This window comes from Nostoc sp. UIC 10607 (assembly GCF_047228265.1).
GTDB lineage: Bacteria > Cyanobacteriota > Cyanobacteriia > Cyanobacteriales > Nostocaceae > Nostoc > Nostoc foliaceum_A.
Map to the genome: position 1 here is coordinate 1 of NZ_JBIQNW010000041.1, position 19,059 is coordinate 19,059.

General features: G+C 43.6%; 13 protein-coding genes. 4 read left to right on the forward strand and 9 right to left on the reverse strand.

Going from position 1 to position 19,059, the window contains the following annotated elements:
• Window positions 1–299 precede the first annotated feature (299 nt).
• Together ACEYW6_RS25645 and ACEYW6_RS25650 are read right to left on the reverse strand one after the other, a co-directional pair.
• A complete protein-coding gene (locus ACEYW6_RS25645; protein ID WP_412981971.1) occupies window positions 300–1,505 on the reverse strand; it encodes a glutathione S-transferase family protein in 1,206 nt (401 codons plus the stop codon).
• A gap of 351 nt (window positions 1,506–1,856) precedes the next feature.
• Entirely contained in the window at window positions 1,857–3,104 is a 1,248-nt protein-coding gene (locus ACEYW6_RS25650) for an alpha-L-fucosidase (RefSeq protein WP_412981972.1), read from the reverse strand.
• Between the two features lie 338 nt (window positions 3,105–3,442).
• Between ACEYW6_RS25650 and ACEYW6_RS25655 the strand changes: the two genes are divergently transcribed.
• Together ACEYW6_RS25655 and ACEYW6_RS25660 are read left to right on the forward strand one after the other, a co-directional pair.
• Window positions 3,443–5,782, forward strand: coding sequence for a response regulator (locus tag ACEYW6_RS25655; protein WP_412981973.1), 2,340 nt, complete (start codon window positions 3,443–3,445; stop codon window positions 5,780–5,782).
• A gap of 90 nt (window positions 5,783–5,872) precedes the next feature.
• Complete coding sequence (locus ACEYW6_RS25660) at window positions 5,873–6,211, forward strand: hypothetical protein (protein ID WP_412981974.1); 339 nt, start codon at window positions 5,873–5,875, stop codon at window positions 6,209–6,211.
• A 56-nt stretch (window positions 6,212–6,267) separates the two neighbouring features.
• Here the strand turns inward: ACEYW6_RS25660 and ACEYW6_RS25665 are convergent, their stop codons facing one another.
• Together ACEYW6_RS25665 and ACEYW6_RS25670 are read right to left on the reverse strand one after the other, a co-directional pair.
• Complete coding sequence (locus ACEYW6_RS25665) at window positions 6,268–9,159, reverse strand: NHLP bacteriocin export ABC transporter permease/ATPase subunit (RefSeq protein WP_412981975.1); 2,892 nt, start codon at window positions 9,157–9,159, stop codon at window positions 6,268–6,270.
• 7 nt (window positions 9,160–9,166) lie between these two features.
• The gene (locus ACEYW6_RS25670; protein WP_412981976.1) at window positions 9,167–11,413 is read right to left on the reverse strand and encodes an NHLP family bacteriocin export ABC transporter peptidase/permease/ATPase subunit; all 2,247 of its coding nucleotides are present in this window, start codon (window positions 11,411–11,413) and stop codon (window positions 9,167–9,169) included.
• Window positions 11,414–11,425: 12 nt separating this feature from the next.
• On the opposite strand from ACEYW6_RS25670, the gene ACEYW6_RS25675 reads away from it, so the two are divergent.
• Window positions 11,426–11,764 carry a hypothetical protein gene (locus tag ACEYW6_RS25675; RefSeq protein WP_412981977.1) on the forward strand — a complete coding sequence of 113 codons (339 nt, stop codon included), beginning with the start codon at window positions 11,426–11,428 and terminating at the stop codon, window positions 11,762–11,764.
• Here the strand turns inward: ACEYW6_RS25675 and ACEYW6_RS25680 are convergent.
• A complete protein-coding gene (locus ACEYW6_RS25680) occupies window positions 11,738–13,177 on the reverse strand; it encodes an NHLP bacteriocin system secretion protein (RefSeq protein ID WP_412981978.1) in 1,440 nt (479 codons plus the stop codon). The genes ACEYW6_RS25675 and ACEYW6_RS25680 overlap by 27 nt on opposite strands.
• Window positions 13,178–13,418: 241 nt before the next feature.
• On the opposite strand from ACEYW6_RS25680, the gene ACEYW6_RS25685 reads away from it, so the two are divergent.
• Complete coding sequence (locus tag ACEYW6_RS25685; protein ID WP_412981979.1) at window positions 13,419–13,874, forward strand: hypothetical protein; 456 nt, start codon at window positions 13,419–13,421, stop codon at window positions 13,872–13,874.
• A 94-nt stretch (window positions 13,875–13,968) separates the two neighbouring features.
• Here the strand turns inward: ACEYW6_RS25685 and ACEYW6_RS25690 are convergent, their stop codons facing one another.
• The 4 genes from ACEYW6_RS25690 to ACEYW6_RS25705 form a co-directional block, all read right to left on the reverse strand.
• Entirely contained in the window at window positions 13,969–17,277 is a 3,309-nt protein-coding gene (locus ACEYW6_RS25690) for a type 2 lanthipeptide synthetase LanM family protein (RefSeq protein ID WP_412981980.1), read from the reverse strand.
• A gap of 300 nt (window positions 17,278–17,577) precedes the next feature.
• Complete coding sequence (locus tag ACEYW6_RS25695; RefSeq protein WP_229466911.1) at window positions 17,578–17,868, reverse strand: Nif11-like leader peptide family natural product precursor; 291 nt, start codon at window positions 17,866–17,868, stop codon at window positions 17,578–17,580.
• Window positions 17,869–18,105: 237 nt separating this feature from the next.
• Window positions 18,106–18,387, reverse strand: coding sequence for a Nif11-like leader peptide family RiPP precursor (locus tag ACEYW6_RS25700; RefSeq protein ID WP_190894266.1), 282 nt, complete (start codon window positions 18,385–18,387; stop codon window positions 18,106–18,108).
• A 214-nt stretch (window positions 18,388–18,601) separates the two neighbouring features.
• Window positions 18,602–18,892 (reverse strand): Nif11-like leader peptide family RiPP precursor, encoded by a 291-nt coding sequence (locus tag ACEYW6_RS25705; protein ID WP_412981981.1) that lies wholly within the window; start codon window positions 18,890–18,892, stop codon window positions 18,602–18,604.
• Between the last annotated feature and the right edge of the window lie 167 nt (window positions 18,893–19,059).

The following is a 19,059-nucleotide window of genomic DNA, read 5'->3' on the forward strand; positions in this document are numbered from 1 at the left end:
TCCACTAATGTATAAAATATCCTTTCCTAAATTTTACTCATCTCAATAATTTTTTTGCACTTGTGAGAAATCCGGGTAATAACCCATATCACTACTGTTTAAATATAAGGCGTTGCTCAACCAAGGGATGAAATTTTATGTAATGAAATCTAAACGGCAAATCATTTATTTATAAGGCTTTTGGGTGTCGGGTGTAGGGTTCTAGACTTGAATCGTGGTCTATAGCGGTTCTCGTTTACGTGAGGGTACACCCGTAGGGGCACGGGCACTGCCCGTGCCCCTAGGCTCATGCCTGAATCCTACTTGATGACAAAGTTAGACGGGTCTTGATCTCGTCGATGCTTAGTGGGAATGGGGGCTGGCTGCCCATCACCCGCAAGGGCTGCGGTTTTCTCCAGGGATTCCCTCAATCGCTTGGCTGCGTAGATGGACATGTCTCGCGGTACATTAATGCGATCGCGCAAATATCGGAGAGCGACATCAGATCCCGATGGAGGTACACAGTCTTCACCAGTCATCATGTGTGTTAAAGCACAACGTAGGGCTTGATCAAACAATTTATCATCTAAGGGGTTTACTCGGATAATATTGATGCGGTGCTCGATAGTTCGTTGAAGAGCTTCCATACGGGAGTTTTCCGGTTCTGGATAAGTAACATCTGGTAGCCCGAACCAAGGGCCGTTATCCACCCGCGCTTTATTGAGAAGCATCTGGGCTTCGCCGTTTTCCCAACAGCCCCCCATCTGGGGCGGCAAATCATGCACGTGGGTGTGAAAGTCGCTTTGGGTACCGCGGTAGGTCGGTCGGCTTTCCATTGCCGCAAACCATGCGCTCAAGCGAGGGTTTTCCGAACGCAGGGAGTAGCCCTTGTAGTAGTAAAGGCTCGCATTCATCCGTTCGAGATATGGCGTAAAAATCACATCGACGATGCCAAAGCTATCTAGAAAGTAAGGGCTTGGAGTGCGACCCAGAGCTTCCTCGACCTTAGCCACCACTCCGATAAATTGTTCTCGGTTGCGTTGTTCTTGTTGAGAGGAACCGGCTTTAGAGCACAGCCAAACGCACCAGGCTCTAAATAAAAGTCGTTCTAATTGACGTAGAGGAAGCACCGTGCCATCTTCCATCCCTTGGCTCAATGGAGCAAAAACTTTTTCCAAAGCGATCAAAATGTCATCGCTTTCCTTAATAATCCGTCCATCTAACTCGATCGCGGGGAGCATTCCTGATGGTACCTTACGTTTGTACCAACTTTCTTTCTCCCCGTAGCAGAACATTGTCACTTTTTCGATGCGGTAGGGGATCTGTTTTTCCTCTAGCCATAACCAAACTTTTTGACAGTAAGGACACCAAGCGTGGTTATCACGGTACAGCGTTACCCGCACATCAGATTCCGGCTGACCAAACAAGCGCAACCTGGCTCTAGCGTTGGTGAGACCATTAACGGTATCTATTTGATAGTCCGTGAGAGTTTCTAGTTCTTGCCAGCTTAAGGGTGCGGTAGTCATAGGGTGAGTTACGTAGGGCAATACTTAGGACTTTTCTTGACTCTACAATATTTTCAATTACATCAAGGCTTAATTTAACCAGTAGGTTGTTTAGGGTTATCGTATTTAAACACTTTTTCGCCCTCAGTAATGACTGCAAAGTGTTTCAACCCTAAGTCAATACCGTAAATTTTCCCTTCTGAGTTGACGTATTTTCTCCGTTAACTGTCGAATGAGATGATCGCTTTTCTGATTCGCATTAACCAGGAAACCGGGAAAAGAGGAGCAGAGAAGGACTGGGCATTAGATATGAGTTGTCAGATTGAGGCGCAAAGGATATCAATAATTTACGATTACTTAATTTATAATTACTCAAGAATTAATATCAATACAAATCACTGTAACATATGGATTAATTACTGATTCAGGTACATCAATTGTTAATTCTCCTAACGGATTAGAATTGAGAATAGAATCCATAATTGCACAGCGGCTTGTGTAGGTTAGTGCTCTGCCGTCAGCCAGAACAAACACCGATTTTACTCGTTTGATTGGTATACCCCTAACTGATATTGTTTCGTAAGGTTTCATTAATAGGTGTAGATAAATGCGATTACCCTTACGAGTTGAGGGGCCATAAAATTGCCACGGTTCTAATCCTGGGATTGTATCAAGGATACTTTCACTGTGACTCTCCATCCAATCTGCTATATCTTTGAGACGCTCTAACTGCTCAGGAGGGATTTGTCCATTACCCATTGGACTAACATTAAGCAAGAGGTTACCTCCTTTGCCTGCTACTTCGCAAAGGGTATGAATTAGCTGACGAGATGACTTAAAGCAATGGTCGTCTGAATTATATCCCCAACTTTCATTGATAGTCAGACAGGTTTCCCAACGATGAGTTGGTGGATGAGGAGGAATAAACTGTTCAGGAGTTTCAAAGTCTCCACAATTTGGAAGACGATCATTGATGAGAATATTCGGTTGTAAATCACGAATCATTTTTGCTAATTTTTGAGCCTGCCATTGCTCTGGAGTGCGTTCCCAACTTCCGTCAAACCAAATGATGTCAATTTGACCATAGTTAGTCAATAATTCTCGGATCTGATTGAACATAAATTGGATATATCGCTCCCACTGTTGCGCTGTAGGTTGAGGTAGCTGGTCAAAGCGATAAGGTTTATCTGCTTCTGTAAAAGCCGGATAGTCTGGATGATGCCAGTCACTAAGCGAAAAATAAAGACCAATACGCAATCCTACAGAGCGCATCGCTTCGATATATTCACGTATAATATCTTTTTTATAAGGTGCAGATGCAATTGAAAAGTTTGATTCTTGCGTATGGAATAGGGCAAAACCATTATGATGTTTAGCTGTTAATATGGCATATTTCATTCCTAGACTTTTTGCTAAATCTGCCCATTCTTGAGGATTGTACTGCTGTGGATTGAAAGTATTAGCTGTGTAGTGATATTTCTCAACTGGAATATCTTTGCAAAAAGGTAGGCTGAATACACCCCCAACTAACGGCCAAGATAACTCACATCCTTGTTGAGAACTATGTCCCCAATGAATAAACATCCCCAGTCGAGCTGTGTCAAACCAGTTATTCATCATGATGAAATTTGGCAATAATTTTGCTTAATAAAGGAGAAATAGCTCCCTTTGCATCTTAGTACATATACAGATTTTGGTTGTTATTAGTTATTGACTGAGGTGAAAATGCGTAGGCGTAGCCCGCCGCAGGCATCGCTATAAAGCGGGGCGTAGCCCATCGCCTCCCTTGCCTCCTTTCCCTAAGAACTAGAGATAAGCGTTTGCTTGTCGTGGGTATAGATAGCGTAGGGCGTTATGTAAAGATGTCAATACTTCTCGGTTAAGCATTTTTAACTCGGAATCGGGTTTGGGGTAAAGGGTAAAGGGTAAAAAAATAAATTTGTGTGGAGTAAGTTGCTATGAGAATCTTGCTGATTGAAGATGACGAAATTTTAGCGAGTGTTTTGTTGCAGTCTCTTACCCAACAACACTATGCTGTTGAAATCGCACGAGACGGACAAATTGGCTGGGAATATGCCCAAAGTACGAACTACGACTTGATATTAACAGATGTGGGACTGCCGAAAGTGGATGGCATTACTTTATGTCAGCGCTTACGCTCTAGTGGCTGTTCCACTCCTATTTTGTTGATCACAGCAAAAGATGAAACTAGCGATCGCATTCGTGGACTCGATGCTGGAGCAGATGATTATCTCATTAAACCTTTAAATTTGGGAGAATTCCAAGCAAGGGTACGTGCTTTGTTACGTCGCGGCGATAGTCCCCGTCCTCCAGTGCTAGAAGTTGGGGCATTGCGGTTAGATCCAAGTATTTGCGAGGTAACATACGACAATCAGGTTTTGGATTTAACACCCAAAGAATATAGTCTGCTGGAGTTACTACTACGGAATCCATTGCGAGTTTTTAGTCGGGGAGATATTATCGAACATCTCTGGACTTTTGACGATCCACCCCAAGAGGAAACTGTTAAGTCTCATATTAAGTGGTTGCGACACAAGTTGAAAGTAGTTGGAGCCGTTGACTGGATTGAAAATGTTTATGGTTTGGGATATCGCTTAAACTCCCAAAAAGCTACTAGTAGTGGAAATAGCGAAAAAAAAATAACTCAAAAAAATCCCGATCAAAATTCCTCCATACCCGATACTTCCTCATCCGTTGAACAGCAATTTAACCAAGCAATGAGTGGGTTGTGGAGTCAATACCAAGGGCTAATGACACAGCGAATGGAGGTACTGCAACAAGCAGCAACAGAACTCTCTAGCGGCACGCTAACTATAGAATTACGTAAATCGGCAGGACGGGAAGCGCACAAGCTAGCTGGTGTTTTGGGAATGTTTGAGCAAGAAACAGGTACTCAAATAGCGCGGGAAATCGAACAGATTTTAGACAAAGATGGTGAGTTATTACCAGCCCAAAAACGCCAGATAATATCGCTGATACAAGAGCTAGGCAATTTGTTAAACCTAATGAAGGTAGTTAATCAAACTGCTACCTCGATTGGGGAAGAGATAAATCCGAAGTTACTGCTAATTGACCATGATTTACAACTGGGTTCACAGTTGCAACAACTGGCATATTCTATGGAAATGCGTTGGCAACAAATAACAACCTTAGAAGCTGCAAAAAACTTCTTGCAAACCACATCACCAGATTTAGTAGTACTGAATGTAGATGAGATCGGGCAGCGAGAGGAAAGTTTAGCATTCATGTTGGACTTAGCAACACATACTCCTCCTGTACCTGTTTTGGCGCTGGCTGTCACTGATCAGCTAGTGGATCGCGTGACTTTGGCTCAGTCTGGGGCGCGGGGTTTTCTCCTCAAACCTGTCACAGCAAATCAAGTTTGGGAAACTGCGTCTCAAATATTGCAGTTTACCCGCTCTTTAACAGTAAATGTATTAGTAGTTGATGATGATCCACTGATTTTAGCGGCATTAGGCCCAATGTTAGAACCTTGGGGGATGCGAATTACTGCATTGGACAATCCCTTACGTTTCTGGGAGGTATTGCAATCTACTGTACCAGATTTGTTAATTTTGGATGTGGAAATGCCCCAAATCAGTGGTATAGAACTTTGTCAGGCAGTTCGCACAGATCCGCAATGGCAGGAATTGCCAATTGTATTTCTGACGGCTCACCGGGAGATGGAAACGGTGCAGCAGGTGTTTGCTGCTGGGGGAGATGATTATGTGGTTAAACCCGTTGTGGGGGCGGAACTGCTGGCAAGGATCACCCACCGCCTAGAACGCAGTCGCCTACTACAGTCACTCTCTACCAAAGACCCCTTAACCGGAATAGCAAATCAGTTACAGTCTAGCCGCGACTTACAGCACCTGATTGTTCAAGCCGAGAAAAATCAGCAATCGGTTTGCTTAATGATCTTGAATATCAGTGATTTACGTCAAATTAATATCCAGTATGGCCATGAGGCTGGTAATCAAGTATTGCAACGATGGAGCCGTCTATTCCAATCGGTTTTTTGCAGTGGCGAAATATTGGGCTATTGGGGTAACGGAGAATTTGTGATAGGAGTTTCTGGGTTGACTGAAACAGAACGGCTTGTCATCAAACATCGCCTCAGTGACATTTTAACCAAGCTCCGCCAGCAAGTCTTTACAGCTCCCAATGGCGATCGCTTCCAGGCAACTTGTAATTTTGCTGTGGTTGAGTATCCTAACGAGGGACTAAACATCCAATCTTTATACCAAGTTGCTAATTCTATGCTAAAGCAGAACTAAGGCAATACTTCTCGGATTTTGCATTTTTAACTCGGAATCGGGTTTGGGGTAAAGGGTAAAGGTTTTTTCTTTACTTTTACCCGAGAAGTATTGAGTAAAGTGCGTTATGGACACGCCGAAGTAACAAATGCGTTCGCCGAAATAACAAATGAGTTCGCCAAAATAACAAATGAGTTCGCCAAAATAACAAATGAGTTCGTCGAAGTAACAAATGAGTTCGTCAAAGTAACAAATGAGTTCGCCGAAGTAACAAATGAGTTCGCCGAAGTAACAAATTTGATCGCCGAAGTAACAAATGAGTTCGCCGAAGTAACAAATGCGATCGCCGAAATAACAAATGAGTTCGCCAAAGTAACAAATGCGATCGCATCGCCCAATACAGTTCGGATAAGCATTTTTCACTTTCCTTGTGGTCTGGGGAAAGGGTAAAGTAAAGGATGTATTCAAAACCTTTCCCCTTTAACCGAACCGTATTGCTTGCGCCCCTACTCGCCTTCTAACTGTTGGGCTACCAGTCTGGCAAACAACCCTGATTGGGCAATCAATTCCGAAAAATTACCTACCTGCACGACATCACCAGCGTCAATAACATAGATGCGATCGGCATTACGAATTGTGCTGAGGCGATGGGCAATCACTACTCTGGTAGCATTTAACTTCGCTAAACTTTCAGTCACAATTGCCTGGGTGCGGTTGTCTAAAGCACTGGTCGCCTCATCCATCAAGATAATTTTAGGCTTGGAAACAAGCGATCGCGCAATCAATAATCTTTGCCGTTGTCCACCGGAAAGATTACTACCACCCTCAGCGACGATCGTATGCATCCCCATTGGCATTTGCTTGATATCATCAGCAAAGCCTGCCATTTGTGCCGCTGACCAAGCTTCTTCTAGGGAAACTAAAGCCCCGGCGGTAATGTTATCAAAAACCGAGCCTGTACCGATTTTACCATTTTGCAGTACCACTCCTAACTGTCTTCGCACAGCCTGGAGTTCCATCTCTGCTAAATCTTTGCCATCATAATAGATGCTACCTGTCAATGGAGTTTCAAATCCTAATAACAACCTCAATATTGTTGATTTCCCACTTCCAGAAGACCCAACGATCGCAACAAATTCCCCTGGTTCGGCATGGAGGCTGACATCATTGAGGATTAAGCTGCCATTTTCTGAGTAGCGAAAGCTGACACGATTTAGGGCAATACGACCGTTTAATTGACCGGGGTTAACCTTAGTTGGGTCATATTCAGGGTGCGATCGCCAAATCGGTTTTGCTCGTTCCCATATTGGTACAATACTCCAAATTTCCGATACAGTATTGCTCAGGTCAATTACTCCTTTGATAAAAATAGTCAAAGCATAGTTGAAAGCAACAAATGTACCCAGTGTCAAGCGTGTCTCCATCAACAGCATGGCAGACCCAAACAGCAGTATAGAACTCACCAAAGGGAGTGCTTCGTTAAATACAGAAATACCATCTTTAATCTCTTGCCAACTTGCCTTCAACCGAATCTGCTGGCTGTACTTTTTTGCCCAAGCTGCAAATGCGCGTTCCTCTGCCATTGTCACTCGCAGTTTGGCAACACCGTTGATTAGTTGTACCGTGAGTCCCTGAATTGCACCATTGAGTTCTTGCTGTTTTTTCGATTTCTTCACTAACAGGAAACTAGCAACAGTCGTAACCATAGCGGCAAATATTGCTAAACCCACGCCCACAAGCGCTAATTGCCAACTGTAAATAAACATCAGCACTAAGTTGAATAAGGCAAAGACTCCACTCAACAATGTTCGTTGCGTAGCACCGCTGAGTTTTTGATGAATTTCCCTCACCGCCATAACGCGGTTGACTAAATCTCCAGAAGTGTACTGACGAAAAAAGCTAGGACTTAATCTGAGTAACCGATCCCAGATGGCTGGCTGTAATATGCTATCAGTGGCGCTTTCGACTCGTAGGGTAATAATGCTTTGGGCAACTTGAAAAGCTAACTGTGCAAAAGCAACTGCAAACATTACCAATCCGATCTGCCACAGCAAAGCGCGATCGCTATCGGGAATGGCATGATTGATTAAAATTGCTGTTGCTTGCGGTGCAACCATGCCCAATATTGTGCCTAGTAGTCCTACCACTAAAATACTAGCAATGTCTTTTTCATAACCCTTGATTCCAAATCGCACTAGGTCAATGGCGTTGAGCGCAACTTGGGGTAACGGTCGATACAGAATGTAGGCTAATGGTGACAGTGTTTTTGCTACTGATTCATTTACAGGTGTTCGAGTTCGGGCTACGGGGTCAAAGATCGTATAATCCCGATTATCTGTAGGTAACAATGCCACTGGGCGCTTTTCCAACTGAGTATAAGCTAACATCGCCCCTTGGTCTTGACGCCACCAGCCATCTGCTAAAGTTATCCGGCGGATACGAATTTGCGATGCTTGTGCGATCACGGCTACAGGGTCTTTAATAGAATTCAAATCCTCTGCTGGCGGACGAATCTCTATTCCCAGCGATCGCCCAACTGCCCCAAATGCTACCAATAAGGGCGGCCCTTCCTGAAAGGAAACCACCTCTTGCTGTGGCTGCAATATTGTTGCTAAGTCAGAGAGTGCCCCCTCTATTACTTGCTGATTAAATTGCTCACGTTCCTGAAACTGCCGAAATTCTGCTTCTGTTTCTTTGTTTGCCAGCAAACTGAAGTAGTGAAAGAAATAAGTATGTAAACTGGCTAAACCTGCCAGAAGTTCCTTGGAAATTTCTAAATCTGCCGTTGGTAACACTTGTCCAATAACTGCATCTTCTGCCTCCAGCCACATATCACTCGTGAGTGGAAACGCTGGTGAGGTCGAATTCAACGTTAATTCCTCAACTCCCATCCAATGAGTATTGCCTTGCTGCAACTTTACCCATAAGAGTGTTTGTTGTCTTCCCTGTAGCGTTTCACCAGACGATAATGAAAAATCTCGCTCTAATGTCTGCACAAGGTTTAATGGCGTTGTCAAAACTGTTTGCTGGGCGCTAAGAGATTGTCCTAAATGATTTACCCAACCTTCTAAAAGTTCTATACTTTGAGAGTCAGCCGCCCCAATTCCCTTAACCAAATCAACCATTGACATCTGGCATAATTGGGTGGGTTCAATTGCGATCGCTACAAAATTCCATTGGCTTTGTGTTATTACTTCCGGTAACAAGACTTCACCAGCGTTGACATGAAACAGATAGCGGCGATGCTCCTTTGGTAAACTGTTTTTAACTCTAGTGGCAAACACCGCCAATGTTCCAGACTGCACTATCCAGAATGTTTCTGAGTCATTCAACAGTACTGGTTCGTTTGCTTGAAAGGAGTACAGTTTAGAAGAAGAATTCACCTGCGGGCTACTCATTACTCAATTATGCCTCTGCCGCGTGAAGTAAGCGAACATAAGTTCCGCCTTGCTGCCATAATTCCTCATGGGTGCCACGCTGCACGATTTTACCTTGCTCTAGCACAATAATTTCATGGCAATCGCGGATTGTGCTGAGGCGGTGGGCTACTACAATACACGAACAACCACGCTGTTGCAAGTTGCGGTTAATAATCAACTCCGTTTCTGCATCCAGGGCGCTGGTTGCTTCATCCAGTACTAAGACTGTGGGATTTCTCACCAAAGCGCGGGCAATTTCTAAACGCTGGCGTTGTCCACCACTAATATTCATACCGCCTTCAATCAACTCAAAGTCATATTTTCCAGGCATAGATGCGATCGCATCATGAATCGCTGCATCTTGGCAAGCCTGCACCAAATCAGCTTCTGGCACAGTCGAATCCCAAAGAGTGATGTTTTCTCGGATAGTGCCGGCAAATAAAAAGATATCCTGTTCAACCATTGCCAACCAGTTAGCCAGAACAGAACGCTTAATTTGCGATCGCTCTACACCATCAAAGCAGATTTCCCCATCCCACGGTTGATAAAGACCGCAAATTAATTTGGCAACTGTAGATTTACCAGAACCACTTCCCCCCACAAGTGCTATTCTTTGCCCTGGCTTGACAGTCAAGCTCAAATTCTCAATCAACGGAGGTTCCACACGACTGTACCCAAAAGTGACATTCCGTAACTCAACATGACCCTGTAATTGCCACATTGGGCATTGGGCATTGGGCATGGGGACTACTTGTAATAAGTTCCCCTCTGCTCCTCTGCTCCTCTGCTCCTCTGCTCCCTTGCCTGGCTCCACTTCCAAATCGACGGGGTTTTGCAATACATCATCAAGCCGATTTAAATCAGCTTCTAAATCTTGGAGTGTACTGCCGAAATTAACGAGGCTATTGACTGGTTCTAAGAAGCTCAGTGTTAAACTTTGGTATGCAACTAGCATTCCAATGCTGAGATTGCCCTTCATTACCTGTAAACCACCAACCAGCAAAATAGAAGCTGTGGTTAGGGCTGTCAAAATTGTGGGTAATGTGGTGAGAATTTGAGTTTGTAAGCCTAATTGTTGTTGGGCGTTGAGTGCTTTAGCATAATAACCCGCAAACCGAGCAAATAAGTCTGACTCCAGCCCAGAAGCTTTGATAGTTTCTATGGTTTGGATGCCGCTAATCGTTACTCCACCCACCTTGCCATATTCCTGAGCTAGGCGCATATTTGTATCTACACGAGTTTGCGATAAAAATAGGAGGGCGAGAATGTTGATTAAAGCAAAACCGACTGCGATCGCACTCAGCAATGGGTCATACTGAATCATAATCAGCAGGTAAAATACCATCATCACCGCGTCAATTACTGTAGTTGCCAAAGGCCCTGAGAGTACTTCTGCCACCCGGTCATTCAGTTGCACCCGGCTACTAATTTCCCCAGCAAAGCGTTGGTCATAAAACCCAACAGGCAATCGCAGAATATGCCAGAGAAATTGTCCTGATGTGCTGACTGACAGCTTAACCATCAATCGCCGCAGATAGGTAAGCCGCAGTCTGGCAAGGAATGCCCGTAATAAAGTAGTTAACAGCATTCCTAACAGCAAAGGTCGTAGCCAATCTTGCCGATCTTGGATTAAAATCTCATCGATAAATACTTGAGCAAAGGCTGGCACAGCTAACCGAGGCAGTGTTAGCAATAACCCCGCTAGCAAGCAAAATAAGATAGTAACTCGTGAGTTTTGTAAGCGGCTACTTAAGGCTGAGACAATGTGATTTTTTGTGCCTCCCTTCTGAAAGTCTGCTCCTGGTTCCATTGTCAGCACAACACCCGTGTATGCGCGATCGAACTCTTCCCAACTCACTGTTCTGCGACCATTGGCAGGATCGTTGAGGTAGACGCGTTTTTTGCTATATCCTTCTACTACGAGAAAATGGTTAAAATTCCAAAAGGCAATGTAGGGTAGGTGGGTAGTTTTAACCTTTTCCAGAGACAGTTTTAAACCTTTAGCATTGAGTCCATAGTTTTTGGCAGCTTTGAGGATATTAAAAGCTTTACTCCCATCCCGCGAAACACCGCATTCTTCACGCAGTTTAGCCAGTGGCACAATCCGTCCGTAATAGCTCAGAATTATTCCTAAAGCAGCCGCACCACATTCGACCGCTTCCATTTGCAAAAGTGTTGAAGTGCGGACACGATTTGGTTTAAATTTTGGAATTGGGCATGGGGGATTGGGCATTGGTATTAGAACTTGAAAGTTGAGCCTCTGAAGGTGGAAGTTGAGCCTCTGAAGGTGAAAGTTGAGCTTCTGAAGGTGGAAGTTGAGCCTCTGAAGGTGAAAGTTGAGCTTCTGAAGGTGGAAGTTGAGCTTCTGAAGGTGGAAGTTGAGCCTCTGAAGGTGGAAGTTGAGCCTCTGAAGGTGAACGTTGAGCCTCTGAGGGTGAAAGTTGAGCTTCTGAAGGTGGAAGTTGAGCTTTTGAGGGTGAACGTTAAAGTTGTAACCATGCCCCATGCCCAATTTAATTACGAATTACGAATTACGAATTACGAATTACGAATTATTTTAATAAATCCCCGTCCAAGAGCGTAGCATAGGAATAATATAAGAAATCGGTGCTTTTTCGCCAACTTTTACTTGAACAGAGGTAGTTGTCCCAGAGGATATTTTTAAGGCTGGGCCATCAGAGGATGACCATTTGTAGCCACTTACTGATGTAGGGTTTTCTTTGAGTTGGACAAAAGCTTGCACCTGATTTTCACCTTTAGCGGCAAGGCTGGCGGCCATTTCTTTGTTACCAACGATCGCTGTAATATCTTGTGTACTTACCGGAAATGAAGAAATATCTGCGATCGTTCCGACAATGCCACCTTCGCGCTCACGTTTAGCAAAGCTGGGAGTCACCTGTACAGCCATCCCCGGCTTGATTTGCTTACCATCTTTATTCGCAAAGTAAACAAGACTCATAAGTTTTGAATTTGGCTGTTCAGCTTCAATTGAACCTAAGCGACTACCCGGATTCATCATTTGTCCAGGGACAGCGCTCAGTTCGAGAATGTGACCATTATATTTGCTAATAATTCTACTTTCTTGGGATAGTTGCAGTTCTAATTGAGCTATTCGCCGTTTAACTTCCCGAATTTGATTGGTTTTATCAATTGATTGCTTTAAGTCTTGTTCGCGTAACTTAGTATTTTGAGTATTAATATCTTTAATTTTGGTTTTAATTTCGTCAATTCTATTAAGATTTTCCAGATATTCTCGTTGCGTGGTGGTTTCTTGGATTTCAAGATCCTTGAGTTGCACGTCAATATCTGAGAGTTCGCTTTGAGTGTTAAAATATTCCTGTTCAGCTTGCACCAGCATATCTTGGCTGATGACATGCTGCTCAAAAAGCTGACGACGATTATCAACCCGTCCTTTGAGAGTTTTGAGTAAGTAATTAATTTGTTGTTTGCGGGAATTAATGCTTTGACGTTTTTGAGCGATCGCTCTTTGTGTTTGATCGCGTAACTTTGGCGCATCTTGCTCTCGGCGCAGATTATTTTCCAAATCCAGTTTTTGCTGCCCAAGGGTGATAATCTGTTGGTCAATCAGCAGCTTTTGTAACCTGTCAGTCTCTTGATTTTGAGTTTGCAATTGTTGCAACTTTATCTGCTCTTGCTGCAACTGCTGCTTTAGCGCTGATTGGTCGATAATACCTAGTACATCACCTTGTTTAATAATATCCCCCGCCTTGACCTTGAGAGTTAGTAGTGGGCCAGAACTGGGTGCTTGAAATTCTACAACATGATGCGGTTTAATCAAGATACCTTGACCTGTGACTGTGAGCGGAATTCTACCAAACACACTCCAAACGCCAGCTACAGCAACCACAAAACTCATTGCAGATAAAGTCAACCAAGCTTGGGGCTTGACGACATTTATCGCTTGATCCAGTTGTTCTGGTGAAGATAAGCGCTCTAGGGCTTCTTGGCGGAAAATGTGGCTGTGTTTTAGTTGCATTGTTCTCCTTCTTGCTGACAGCACCTAGAACCTTAAGTCTTCTAGACTTTTAAGATTAAAGTGTGATCGGGGAGAACTAGGGGAGAAATAAGGGAAGCGATCGCTTCTACTCAAATGAAATATTCCCGGTATTTCCTAGCTACCTCTTTTGATAGATTTTTACTTAAGTGTCTTAACTGTCCTTGTGTCGCTTTTTTAGCCGTGCTAGTTTACTTGAAATTTGAGATGGATACACAGAAATATGTCTGCAAAAATCATGGAAAGTGTTAATAGAATTACACAACGACTAATGTTAGTAGTCTTAATGTTGGTTGTAAGTGGAATGATGTTCTTATCATCTCCTGCGATCGCTGCTACTATAACAACTGTCAATCGAGATAATTTTGAAGCTGAAGTTTTAAAATCTGACAAGCCTGTTGTTGTGATTATGGCTTTTGATCCCGCATTATTAAATAATGAACTAGTATCAAAAGCTGAAAAATCTTTTGGAGATAAATACAAAATTGTTGTAGGTAGAATCGAAGATAACGGACAAGCATATTCTCGTGTAATTGCGCCACTCATATATCCGCCATTTCCCGGCGCTGTAATCTATAAAAATGGCGAAATACCAACACCGGGATTTGCTGTTAATGTAAATGATCCTACAAGCTCATTTGAAGGCATAAAAGAGAGATTTGAAAATTCACAAGCTTAAGATACCCAGTTCGTGATGCCCAAAAAAAGCCCTCCCCAACCTCGGTGGAAGGGCTTTTTTTTGAAAATGTGGTTTTTAGGTACGAACAACAAGCTCAATCCCACAACAATATTGAAGGCAAGTCATTGTTAGCCAAACGCAGCAATTGATAACCAATTCCAGATATACCGGGTAAAAAGCCAGGATTAAATACAGAATTCGGTAAGTTGGGGAACAGTTGATAAGCTCCAGTTCGCTTGGCTCTAGCCACAACATTTGTTACATTCTGGTGAGCAATTTGATGCCAATCAGGACGGGAACAGATTTTTGCGCCGACTAACAGCACTTCCGCCCGACCAAAGTTGCCACAGCACAAGTGATCGATCGCCTGTAAGCCAAAACTCTGAGTAGTTTGGAGAGCAATTTCAATTTCTTGTTGAATTTCCGGCGTTTCCACGATTCTCAAACTGCCTAAGCGTCCTAAACCAATGCCGGCTGCACCATGACACCACTTATTTGCAAAGTCAGGTTGCCCTGATTGTCCCATTCTGCGGAAGTCGGGCCAGTTGGCAGTGGACTGGCAAAAGACGCTACGCTCATACTCAATTCCTGCTAAACCTGCTTCTAAGTACTTGCCCTCCAAGGTGGCGGCATAAAGTCTGAGCAAGGCATAAGAGATGCCTGCGGCTCCATGAGAGAAGCCAGTTAAGGGCTTATCCCAATAAGTATGCCAAGCTTTGGGCGCACCGTTGTGGCTAACTTGACGGTTGATTAAATGTTGTCCACAGGCGATCGCTTTTTCTAAAACGGTTGCTTCTCCTGTGGCTTGATGCAGGGACAATAGCCCTAAAATTGCCCCAGATGCTCCACTCATAATATCCAAGTGTTCGTCCGCAGCAATTAGTTCTGGTGTCATCAAATCGGCTAATACTTGAGCGTCTGGCAACAACGTCGCATCGTTAAGGAATTGACTAATTTTCACTAGGCTATAGATCATCGATCCTAAACCTGTTGCACCCCCAACGCCCATGAAACGAGCCATACGTTCCCAAGTTTCTGGCTCAATGGTGTGGATTTGGCGACGCAGAGATTGCACTGTCCTCAATGCTAAATCACGGTAACGGGAATCACCAGTTACTTGACTTAGTGCAGCTAAAAACAAAGCAACTCCAGAGCGTCCGTCAGAGAGACAATTGTTCAATACTTGCAGTTGATATCGTTCGGCGCGAGGCACGAAGTCTAAGCCAATCCAGTTAACGCTGCCATCAGGATCAGAAATGGCTCTGGTTTCCAGTTGAGTGGCGATTTCCTTGGCTTCGGCAATAAATTGTTCTGAACTCAGCAACGGTAACGATTCGCCTTGCCATTGCCCACCTTGGCGGCTGGAGGTGGTTGCAATCTTGGCATCGAAGGAGCCTTGAATAATCGCTACTTGTCGAGCTAGGTCGGTTTCATCTAGAGATTGTAACTGGTTGAGCAGGTCTTGATAACTGGATTGCTTGAAGTAGTTGGGAATGGAAGAAGAACCGTTTAAACTCAGTTCATCAACCACTGCGCTAGCCGTGAAGAAGGGAATATCCAATTGTTCCATTGCTCGGAGTTCCGCGCTCAAAAGGGGAAAGGCGTTCGGTTTATCTTGAGCAACTAGAAAAGCACGACTGAGAACATCGAGTTGAATGCTGTAATCTACGCCATGTTTGAGGTAATCGGGTGCTAAAGCTTTTTGGAGGATGATGCCATAAATGCGGGTGTTGCGGAAGATAAAGCGCACCTGCTGATTTTGCATAGCAGATAGCAAACTTTGGCGTGAAAGTAAGAAATCTTTGTGCGCCATCAGAAAGCGATACATCTGCTCAAATCCAGTGGTGATTTGTAGTTGATAATCGTTTGGAGACAGAACAACTTCACCCAAAAATGGCACATTTTTCCCAATCGGCAAGGTTACAGGCTCAGATAACAGGTGCATATTATCTGTATTAATGTTCTGCCAGCGCGGCACTTTGCGGGGAGATAGTCGAGGATCTGTGCTGCCTAGCCCGCTAATATCATAAGCGACACTGCGATCGCCACTAAAGTCCCAACGCGGTAAAAGTCCGGTGCGGAGTACGGAATCCCAAAATTGTCGTGTGGCGGTTGTTTCTAAATCTTGGGTAAGCGGTGAGTCTTCAATGAGATTCGGTTCATGGTGCAGCAGCGTTTCCATGTCAATCAGCACCAGATGTTCGCCATTGGCAATTAAGTTTTCGTAATGGCAATCTGTTCCCCGCAAAGCGTAAAGCACACACAATAACATCCCAGAACGCTGATAAAATCGTTTCGCAGCGGCTTCATCCACACAAGGCAACTGTTCAACATGTTCTACCCAACCATAACCGTTGCACTCTAGCACCTGAATGACTTTAAAATCTAAAAGATTGCTGTGTTGATTGCACCAATCCAAAAATTGGTTAAAGACAACCTCTAGTCCTAAGTCTTTGGGTTTATAAACAAGTTTAAGTCCAGACTCAAAGGTGAGTAAAATCACCGTTCGTCCGCGTTTGTGTGCATCGGAAATGGATGTTTGAATTTCGGTAACTTTGTTTTGAGAAAATGGGATAATTCTTTCATCAAAAGTTCGTTGAATATCTGTTCTATCTGCAACTAAACGTTCGAGGAATTCAGCAGTAAACTCAACCCAAAAATTGACTGCTGTTGCCACTAACCGACCGAGAACTGGATACTTCTGGAAGAACGTCAGCATTCCATCTTCTAGGAGTTGATTGACGAACTTGGTGTAGTGAGTGTTATTGTTTTGTGTTTCCAGTCCTAGTAAGCCGAGCAAGCTTTGACCAAAGGGACGCACCTGAGAAAATTCAAAATCTAATGTCTTAGTGCAAAGTCCTGCTAGTCGTTTAAGTAGACCACGTTCTAGAGAACTGTAAGCAGTTTGGGAAAGAATCGATAAGGGAAGACACTCTTGGGTAAATTGGCTGTCGCAGCGAGTCAGTAATTGCTGTCTAGCTACCAAGATAGCAGGCAAAAGGATATCTTCAAAGGTAATCGGATCTTGTGAATCGATTGGTAGAAATACTTCGGTTGCAGAATTGAATCCTGTAGCGGTTTGGATGATTTGCTGCAAGGTTTCTGCCCACTCAGGCAAAGGTTGATCAGCAAGTAACTCAATGGTTCCCAATCTGGAACTAACAGTATCGAGGTTTAGCCCTTCCCACTGTAAGCGTTTGTGTAACGTATCCCATTTACCTTCTGCTGCAACTTCGCACCAGCGATGTCTACGACGGTTAATTTCTTGTTCGTTGACTCGATCGACATCAATTGCAAATCTGCTTTCATCAAGGCGTTCCCAGATAAAGCTAGCGTTGGCTGCGATCGCCCTTAAATTGTCTGATGTTTTCTGTTGGGATAAGCGAACAACTTGTTGAACCATAGCTGGATTTCTCATAGTGGGAGTTAAAACAGAGGTATCAATGGAATAAGGCAGAAAATAGGAGTCAGAATTATATTTTCTTAAAGTTGGTGAGAATTATGAATGAAATTCCCTCTTTACCTTCATAAAAAAAGCCAAGAAGGAATCTGTTATGCAGCAATACTTGTTGGGTTTTGAGGGAAAGGAAAAAGGTTAAAGGGTAAAAAACCTTATATATCGAGCCTTCCGCTCCTTTTCCCTTTAACCGAGCAGTATTGTGTTATGCAGCATCTACTTCTGCATTGAACCTACATACTTTTTTTAGCAACAACCAGCGTGTCCACCACCGCAGGAATCTGTATGACATAGTTTGGGCGCACTATCAGCCATCATCCCGCCGCTAACACTGAGTAATTCCTCTTCACTCAGTTCGTTGGAGTCTACAAAGGTCAACTCTGCCAGTATTTGAGCTACGCTTTCAACCGTGAAGTTATAACCTTTTTCTGTACTGGCAATTAACAACAGTTTGATGGCTTCTGTTTGGGTAACTGCTGCTTGCATGTTCTCACGCAACTGGGTGTTTTGGAGTAGGTTTTTAATTTGTGACAACATAATTACATTCTCCTATTGGTGGTAATAATTATTCATGAGATTTCCTCTCCCCCTTGCTCAAAGAAGCAAAGAGGGAATTTGTTATGCAGTATCTCTTTCTGAGTTGAACCTCAGTGCCAAGTATGGAAATTATCCAAATTAAAATATTGGCAAAGTTGGATCTAAAAAGCTCTTTTAGAAAAACAACTGACCTTGGAGACTACAATGCCAAAGAGAAAGAGAAGCTACATACCTTTTTTAGCAATGTCCGCCACCACAGCCTTCTGTATGACATAGCTTAGGCGCGCTATCAGCCATCAATCCACCACTAACACTAAGTAATTCTTCTTCACTCAGTTCATTGGAGTCCACAAAGGTCAGTTCTGCCAGCATTTGAGAGATGGCTTCAACTGTGAAGTTATAACCTTTCTCTGCACTAGCGATCGCTAGCACTTTGATGGCTTCTGCTTGGTTAGTTGCTGCTTTGATTTGCTGTTGTAGTTGGGCGTTTTGAAGCAATTCTTTAATTTGGTGTAGCATACGTTTGTTCTCCGTTTTTGTTGACTTATTGACACGGCAGAGATGTGCGCTTATTTTGGTCGGTGTTCTCTGCTTTTCTGATTTGAATTTAGAGATAAATAGGGGAGAAATAGGGGAGATAGTTACAATTGCAGAAAAGTTTTTCAGCACAGATTAATTGGAGGATTGAAAACTAGGTATTAGTTATTTCTACCCCTACCCTCTCTATCAGGCATCATTGCACCGAGCAGTGTCCGCCACCACAGCCCGCTGTATGACATAGCTTAGGCGCACTATCAGACATCGCTCCACCACTTACACTAAGTAATTCTTCTTCACTCAGTTCGTTGGAATCCACAAAGGTTAGTTCGGACAGCATTTGAGAGATGGCTTCAACTGTGAAGTTATAACCTTTCTCTGCACTAGCGATCGCCAGCACTTTGATGGCTTCTGCTTGGTTAGTTGCTGCTTTGATTTGCTGTTGCAGTTGAGCGTTTTGAAGCAATTCTTTAATTTGGTGTAGCATACGTTTGTTCTCCGTTTTTATTGACTTATTGATACGGCAGAGATTGTACGCTTGTTTTGGGCGGTGTTCTCTGCTTTTCTGATTTGAATTTAGAGATAAAGAGGGGAGAAATAGGGGAGATAAGTGCAATTACGGAAAAATTTTTCAGCACAGATTAATTCGGGGAT